The organism is Thermosynechococcus sp. Uc (assembly GCF_029335995.1).
Classification (GTDB): domain Bacteria; phylum Cyanobacteriota; class Cyanobacteriia; order Thermosynechococcales; family Thermosynechococcaceae; genus Thermosynechococcus.
On record NZ_JARJMS020000085.1, the window covers coordinates 1 to 7,755 of the forward strand.

General features: G+C 52.3%; 9 protein-coding genes. 6 read left to right on the plus strand and 3 right to left on the minus strand.

Going from position 1 to position 7,755, the window contains the following annotated elements; all coding sequences use genetic code 11:
* From P3X23_RS09275 to P3X23_RS09285, 3 genes are all read left to right on the plus strand, one after another.
* A partial coding sequence (locus P3X23_RS09275; protein ID WP_300875805.1) for a Fe(3+) ABC transporter substrate-binding protein occupies positions 1-1,057 on the plus strand: 1,057 nt, incomplete at its 5' end.
* A gap of 38 nt (positions 1,058-1,095) precedes the next feature.
* On the plus strand, positions 1,096-2,091 hold the full coding sequence (gene cbiB / locus P3X23_RS09280) for an adenosylcobinamide-phosphate synthase CbiB (protein ID WP_300875807.1): 996 nt from the start codon (positions 1,096-1,098) through the stop codon (positions 2,089-2,091).
* Between the two features lie 324 nt (positions 2,092-2,415).
* Positions 2,416-2,649 (plus strand): hypothetical protein, encoded by a 234-nt coding sequence (locus P3X23_RS09285; protein WP_300875810.1) that lies wholly within the window; start codon positions 2,416-2,418, stop codon positions 2,647-2,649.
* 29 nt (positions 2,650-2,678) lie between these two features.
* Here the strand turns inward: P3X23_RS09285 and P3X23_RS09290 are convergent, their stop codons facing one another.
* Entirely contained in the window at positions 2,679-2,876 is a 198-nt protein-coding gene (locus tag P3X23_RS09290; RefSeq protein WP_300875812.1) for a DUF2949 domain-containing protein, read from the minus strand.
* Positions 2,877-3,183: 307 nt separating this feature from the next.
* Between P3X23_RS09290 and P3X23_RS09295 the strand changes: the two genes are divergently transcribed.
* Both P3X23_RS09295 and P3X23_RS09300 read left to right on the plus strand, forming a co-directional pair.
* Positions 3,184-4,017 carry a fatty acid desaturase gene (locus P3X23_RS09295; RefSeq protein ID WP_300875815.1) on the plus strand — a complete coding sequence of 278 codons (834 nt, stop codon included), beginning with the start codon at positions 3,184-3,186 and terminating at the stop codon, positions 4,015-4,017.
* A 6-nt stretch (positions 4,018-4,023) separates the two neighbouring features.
* The gene (locus P3X23_RS09300; RefSeq protein ID WP_300875818.1) at positions 4,024-4,890 is read left to right on the plus strand and encodes an SDR family oxidoreductase; all 867 of its coding nucleotides are present in this window, start codon (positions 4,024-4,026) and stop codon (positions 4,888-4,890) included.
* A gap of 43 nt (positions 4,891-4,933) precedes the next feature.
* Here P3X23_RS09300 and ftsZ read toward each other — a convergent pair whose 3' ends face one another.
* Both ftsZ and P3X23_RS09310 read right to left on the minus strand, forming a co-directional pair.
* Complete coding sequence (gene ftsZ / locus P3X23_RS09305) at positions 4,934-6,193, minus strand: cell division protein FtsZ (RefSeq protein ID WP_300875821.1); 1,260 nt, start codon at positions 6,191-6,193, stop codon at positions 4,934-4,936.
* Between the two features lie 74 nt (positions 6,194-6,267).
* The gene (locus P3X23_RS09310) at positions 6,268-7,110 is read right to left on the minus strand and encodes a metal ABC transporter permease (protein WP_300875824.1); all 843 of its coding nucleotides are present in this window, start codon (positions 7,108-7,110) and stop codon (positions 6,268-6,270) included.
* A gap of 64 nt (positions 7,111-7,174) precedes the next feature.
* Here P3X23_RS09310 and P3X23_RS09315 point away from each other — a divergent pair.
* Positions 7,175-7,755, plus strand: a 581-nt coding sequence (locus P3X23_RS09315; RefSeq protein ID WP_300875827.1) for a DUF92 domain-containing protein, incomplete at its 3' end; no start/stop codon positions are given.

Genomic DNA, 7,755 nt, shown 5'->3' on the forward strand with positions numbered 1-7,755 from the left:
TCGCCGTATCTTCCTGGGCATGGGGGCTGCAGCAACAGCCTATGTTGCCCACCACCTCTGGAATCAAGACGCTGAATCCAGCTATGCTCAGCAGAGACAAACAGGGGGGGTCATCAATGTCTATTCGGCACGACACTACGACACCGACAAAGCGCTCTACAGCGGCTTTACCCAGCAGACGGGAATCCGTGTCAACATTATTGAGGCGGAAGCCGATGCTCTAATTGAACGGATTCGCAGTGAAGGCAGCCGAACTCCTGCTGATGTATTAATTACAGTGGATGCAGGTCGGCTGTGGCGCGCCCAAGAGGCGGGAATTTTACAGCCTATTCAGTCAAGGGTTCTCAACAGCGTTGTGCCGGCCAATCTGCGGGAGCCTCAAGGACATTGGTTCGGCCTTTCGCGGCGAGTGCGGGTTCTCATTTACGACAAAGCCAAAGTAAATCCCAACCAACTTTCCACCTATGAGGATCTCGCTAATCCCAAGTGGCGGCGGCAAATTCTAACCCGCAGTTCCAGCAATATCTACAATCAATCCCTGACAGGATCATTATTGGCCATTCACGGCGCTAAGAAAACGGAAGAATGGGCACGGGGCTTGGTGCAGAACTTTGCCCGAGCGCCGGAGGGAAATGACACGGCGCAAATTCGTGCTTGTGCGGCAGGGGTGGGCAGTATCGCAATTGCAAATCACTATTATTTAGCACGCTTAATTGCCTCAGATAAAGCAGAAGATCGGGCAGTTGCTGAGAAGGTGGGCTTATTTTTTCCCAATCAGCGCGATCGCGGTGCCCACGTGAATATCTGTGGTGCTGGTGTGGTGGCCGGTGCCCCCAATCGCCAAGCAGCAATCCGCTTTTTAGAGTATCTCGTCAGTCCCAAGGCACAGGAAATGTTTGCTATGGCCAATTTTGAGTATCCCGTGCGCTCAGGGGTACCCTTGCATCCGATTGTGCAGCAGTTTGGCAACTTCCGCGGACAGAATGTCAATGCAGCAGTTTTTGGCCGCAATAATGCCGAGGCTCTGCGGATCATGGATCGAGCTGGGTGGCGCTAAGGCTCTAAAATGAGCGATCGCCCCCGTTGCTTTTTCCTGTGTCCTGCCAATTTATTGCCTACACCATTCTTGTTGGTGCTGCTCTCCTTGACTTTGGCCTTGGCGATCCATGGGGCTGGCCGCATCCAGTGCGCTGGATGGGAGCCTATATTCAAACCCTCAGCAACACATTCAACTATGGCCAAGGCTGGCCTTTCTGGGGACAACGGTTGGGAGGAGCAGTACTTGCGCTCAGTTTAATCACGGGGTCTGCCCTCATTAGCTGGGGATTGGTCACCTTGGGAATGACAATTTCGCCCCTTTTGGGCTGGGGAATTGCGGTGGTGGGCACTGCTAGTGGCTTTGCCGGTCGCAGTTTGCGGGATGCGGCAACGGAGGTACTTGAACCTTTGGCTGCCGGCAATCTTGAGGGGGCACGCCAGTCCTTGGCTAAATATGTGGGACGTGAGACTGCCCAGCTAGAGGCGCCCGAGATTCTACGGGCGGTTCTGGAAACCGTGAGTGAAAATGCCACCGATGGCATGATGGCGCCGCTTTTTTACGGGGCGATCGCCACCCTTATGATGCCTCAGCTCACACCTCTCCCCTTTGTCATGGCCTATAAAGCCGCCAGTACACTGGATTCCATGATTGGCTACTGCGAGCCGCCCTATACTCATTGGGGTTGGTTTGCGGCCAAAACTGAGGATGTTCTTACCTGGTTGCCCTGTCGGTTGTTAGTTTTTCTGGTTGCCCTCTGTTCTGGGCAGTGGCAGCGGGTATGGCAGTGGTGTTGTCGGGATGCCCCCAAAGATCCCAGTCCCAATTCCGGTTGGAGTGAGTGTGCCTATGCGGCTGCTTTGGGGATACGTCTGGGGGGCACAAATACCTATCGGGGCACAGTGAAAGTGAAACCCTTTTTGGGAGAACCGCTGCAACCAATTGATCAGACTATTGTTATGACCGCCCTTCGTTTGAGTCGGTGCATATATTTAATTACTCTCATAACCACAGGGGGGCTAGCTTGGGTGATGAGCGTCATCTATTGCCGGTGAGAATTAGCAGCGGAGTCCCTAGTCAGCTCAACTAGGATAAGAGTATTCAGCCCACAGGGGCTAAAGAAAACTGTTCTCTCCACTCACACCAAGGACACCTCAATGCTAAATCAAAAAGGTTTACTCCTCAGTTGCCTCACTGTTGCTCTCAGCCCCACTGTAAGCCGTGCTGTACCGGTAGATTCCACCCAGATCAGCCAATTGTGACCCCCAAGTCATCTACGGGTACAGCCCACAATTATCGGCAAGGTCAATAAATCTCCCTCCATCTCCTGTAGTGAGATTGTCATTAATGCCACCCTGCATCCCCCCGGCGGCTTGCCCATGGGTGGTGCTGCCGCTCCTCTGTCATCTGCTGGTAATAATGGTTGTAATTACAAAATTACAGTTCCCCCTGAACTACTGGGTAAGAAAGTTTATCTCTGGGGAACATTCAAAACTCCTTCCCCCCTGTTGTCAATTCAACCCGTGGGGTGGCAGAGTCCAATCCTTTTGCCTCAGCAGTTAGGAATTTCCCAGAGCTATGACTTTGTTGCTAAGGAAACAGTGATTCATTAAGTCTTGATAAAAGAATTCTGAGAGCGCCACTAGGACTGAGTAGTTTCTAGCCAGTCGAAGATACGGTCAAGTTGTTCGAGGCTGACCAAGCCATACTGCCAGAGAACAACGGGTAACAAGTTCACCTGCTTATTGCAGTGCTTGAGGCCAAAGTCAATGGCAGCGGTGGGCAGTGCCATCTCGCGCTGTAGGAAGTCAATGAGTCGTGTCCAACGTGGCGTTTTCATAATTCCTAATAACTACCACACCTTACCCTATATCCTAGGGATTAATCTGAGAAAATGCAACATTTCGTTACAAAGCCACAGAAAACGAAATAATCAGCCGGCTATTGGGTATCCTGCCTAATACTTTTGAGGACACTCTCCCCAAAGACTTCCCCCACCGGCGGGGATTGCTGAATTATGCGTTGTGGGAAAAACACGCTAAGTAAAGATACTCAACCATAGCTCGTTATACTAAATTCTGGTGATTGTTGTTCAAGCTCAGCCTAGAGAGAACAGCAGCCTACTCAGTTGTTTTACGGATGTGTTCATGACCCAAGCCACCGTTGCCAAACCCCCCATTGCCTGGCCTACGGCGACCTTTATTATTTTTGTTCACCTCGGTGCCCTCTTTGCTTTTTTACCCAGTATGTTTAGCTGGAAGGCAGTCCTGCTGGCGCTTATGCTTCACTGGTTGACTGCCGGCATTGGTATTACCTTGGGCTGGCACCGTCTTGTCAGTCATCGCAGTTTCCAAGTGCCCAAATGGTTAGAGTATTTCTTGGTTTTTTGTGGCACACTCTCAATGCAAGGGGGGCCGATTTGGTGGGTTGGACTGCATCGCCATCACCATCTGTACTCGGATCAACCGAATGATCACCACGATTCCCGTAAGGGCTTTTGGTGGAGTCATATTGAATGGATGTTTCGTGAGGTGCCAGCGGAGGCTGAGATTCCCCGTTTCACTAAAGATATTGCCGATGATCCTGTGTATCAGTTTCTTGACAAGTACTTTTTGCCGATTCAAGTGGTCTTGGCCATTGTCCTTTACCTTTGGGGTGGCTGGCCATTTGTGATTTGGGGCATTTTTGTGCGCCTTGTAACGGTCTATCACACCACTTGGCTGGTCAATAGTGCCACCCATACCTTTGGCTATCGCACGTTTGAAACCACGGATCACTCAATGAATTGCTGGTGGGTTGCCCTGTTAACCTTTGGCGAGGGGTGGCATAATAACCACCATGCTTATCAATATTCGGCACGCCATGGTTTACAGTGGTGGGAATTGGATCTAACGTGGCTCACCATTCGCTTCTTGCAAGTGCTGGGTTTGGCTACAAAGGTGCGTTTGGTGGATGCGGCGGCAGCCTCTTCCCAAGACTAGAGTACAATGCGGGTTCTCATTCTCGGTTGCGGCTATACGGGAACGTGGTTGGCGCGATCGCTCCAAGCCCAAGGCATTGATGTGGTCATCACCAATCGCCGGGGAGAGCCGCCACTAGAACTCAGCACTGTTCCCTGTTTTCCCTTTGCATGGGAGCCGCAGGGGAAGCAAGTCCCCTTAGCTGCGACTGCCCTTGAGGGAGTCACTCACATCCTCCACAGTATTCCTCCGGATCGCCAGGGGGAGGATGTGGTTGCGCTAACACTGTTGCCACAGTTAGAGAAACTCAATCTGCACTGGTTTGGCTACCTTTCGACAACAGGGGTCTATGGCGATCGCCAAGGGGATTGGGTGGATGAAACCACGCCGGTCAATCCCCAAAATTTGCGTTCACAACACCGCGTCAGAATTGAGCAAACCTTTCTCCACTCGAATTTGCCCACCCATATCTTTCGACTTGCCGGCATCTATGGCCCCGGCGAAGGGCGCAATCCCCTCGCTCGTATTCTCAAGGGTGATGTCCAACTCATTGACAAACCGGGACACTACTTTTGCCGTATTCATGTGGCGGATATTGTCCAAACCCTCGAACGCTCGCTCGCCCAGCCGACTCCGCAGGAAATTTATAACCTCAGTGATGATCAACCTTCAGAGTCACTCCCTGTGCTCCTCGAGGCCTATCGTCTTTTGGGTCGCCCAGCCCCACCAGCCATTCCCTTAGAGGCAGCCCATTTAAGTCCAATGGCTCAGTCCTTCTGGCGCGAATCCCGCCGAGTCCGCAATGAGAAAATCAAGAAAGTTTTAGGGGTTCAACTCTGCTATCCTTCCTACCGCGAGGGGTTAATGGCGATCGCCCGCGAATTAGGTCTTTGAAGTGACTTACTATCCCCTTTGAGAGATGGGTTAGAGACAGTAGCTAGGGGTTGGGTCGCCGTCGCTGGAGAAACTCCGGAATATCCAACTTGGGTTTGGCTTCAACCTCTGGTTGGGGCACAGGCGCTTCAGGAGGAGGTGGCGTTGTTAGGGGCCGGTTCGTTAGGGGTGTTGTTTTGGTTGTGGCACGGGTGCGGCTCATGGGTTCACCACTAAACCCGGTGGCAATAACAGTGACTTGAACTTCCCCTTGCATTTGAGGATCAATCACAGCACCAAAGATGATATTGGCGTTGGCATCGGCCACATTGTAAATGACCTCTGCAGCAGCATTGACCTCATGGAGGGTGAGATCTGTGCCCCCCGTAATGTTAAAGACAACGCCCTTGGCACCCTCAATAGACCCCTCCAGTAGGGGTGAAGAAATTGCACTGACAGCGGCCTCAGTGGCTCGTGACTTGCCAGAGGCAATTCCAATGCCCATCATGGCAGAACCGGCATCAGCCATCACCGAACGAATATCGGCGAAATCGACGTTAATCAGTCCTGGCAAGTTAATAATATCGGAGATTCCCTGAACCCCTTGGCGCAGCACATCATCGGCAACTCGAAACGCATCCTGAACCGATGTTTGCTCTGAAATCACTGAGAGAATCTTGTCATTGGGGATCACAATTAGAGTATCAACACGGCTTTGCAGGGCTTCGATCCCTTCATCGGCTTGACTAGCGCGCCGACGACCCTCAAACGTAAAGGGGCGGGTTACGACTGCAACGGTTAGGGCGCCCTGTTCCTTGGCCACTTCCGCCACAATTGGCGCAGCGCCGGTGCCGGTACCGCCACCCATGCCACAGGTAATGAAGATCAAATCGGCGTCTTTGAGCGCCGCAGCAAGGTCTTCACGGGATTCTTCAGCCGCTTTTTGACCAATGGCAGGATTGCCACCGGCGCCAAGACCACGGGTGAGTTTTTGGCCAATTTGTAAACAGCGGTGGGCTTGGGATTGAGCGAGCGCCTGCGCATCAGTATTGACACACCAAAATTCAACACCAGCGACATTACTGGCAATCATGCGGTTTACTGCATTGCCACCGCCACCACCGACACCAATCACTTTGATGCGCGCTGCTGAAGTTTCCACCAAGCTGTCATAACTCCTTAACACATCGGTTGGTGCGCCATGACCATGGTCGTCAGATGCAATGCCTACCTCTCTCTGAACAAAGGAGGTGGAGGCTTCAGAGGGAACATGTTCTGTAGGCCACTGTTGATCTGACTCCATAACGCAACTGTCTTCACCCATGATAAATATGGGGCAACTATATCATGAACTCTAGCAAAGGCATCGGCAATACCCCACAAAGATAATCCGTGAACCTAACTCAGAGGAGAGCGGGCTTTGGCCAAAAGACCGTGCTTCGGAGCAAAAATCATTGCCAGCAAAAAAATTACTGTTTGCAGGACAACAATACAGCCGCCCGTCGACGCATCTAGATAGTAACTAATATAGGTTCCCAGTAAACTGCCGAGGCCGCCTACCCCAAGGGCAATGAGCACCATCACGCCAAAGCGATCGCTTAGCAAATAGGCGGTTGCCCCCGGTGTAATCAGCATCGCTACGACAAGAATGATGCCTACGGTTTGCAGGGCAGCTACAGTGGTTAAGGACAAAAGAGCCAAAAGGAGATAGTATAGCAGCGTCGTATTCAGGCCAATGGTGCGGGCATGGGTGGGGTCAAAGCAAAAGAGGATGAAATCTCGATGCCGCAGGACAATCGTAATCAGTGTAACGAGGCTCACAATCACGGTTTGCCAGAGGTCGCGATCGCTCATCCCTAAAACATTTCCGAAGAGGATATGCATGAGGTCAACGCTGCTGGCAGTTTTCGAGAGCAACACCAGCCCCAAGGCAAAAAAGCCGGTGAAGACTAAACCGATGACTGTGTCCTCCCTAACTCGCGTTTGCTGCTGAATAAATCCGATAAGGGTAACTGCCATCAGACCAAAGACAAAAGCACCTAGGGCAAAAGGCAACCCCAGCCAGTAGGCCAAAACCACACCGGGGAGCACCGCATGGGATACAGCATCTCCCATCAAGGCCCAGCCCTTCAGGGTTAAAAAACAGGACAATACGGCACACACACAGCCCACAAGGGTACTTACCCCCAGCGCCTTGACCATAAATGGGTGCTGCAGTGGCTCCAGTAGCCAAGTAATCATTATCCAGCCTCTATGTCTGAAAAGTATAATAAGGTGCTGCCTGTACAGTCGGAGTGCGGTTCTCATGGATGGAATCCTTGCCCTCAACCCTTGGTGGATAGGGGTGTTGCTCAACACCGTTCTTGGGGCGATCGCCCTCTTGACGCAGCAAAAATTACTCACCCTAGCAGGACTCTTCCATGCGTGGCTTTTGGGGGTGCTGATTTGGGGCACATTGGGCTGGCAGGGCTATCTCATTGTCATGGTCTATTTCCTAGTTGGTTCAGCCGTCACCCACATCGGCATGGCCGAAAAAGAGGCCGCAGGCATTGCTGAAAAACGCTCAGGGGCACGGGGACCGGAAAACGTCTGGGGGTCAGCCTTCACAGGCACCGTCTGTGCACTCCTTATTCTTTTGTTTCCCCAATGGCGGGAGTTATTTGGGGTGGGATTTGTAGCCAGTTTTAGCACTAAGCTGTCAGATACCTGTGCCAGTGAAGTGGGTAAAGCCTATGGCCAGCGCACCTTTCTCATCACCACCTTAAAACCCGTGCCGCGAGGGACAGAGGGCGCCGTCAGTTTAGAGGGAACGTTGGCGGGTATTGTGGGTGCCACCGTGATGGCTGTGCTAGGCTGGAGTGTGGGCTTGATGGGGGCGATCGCCAT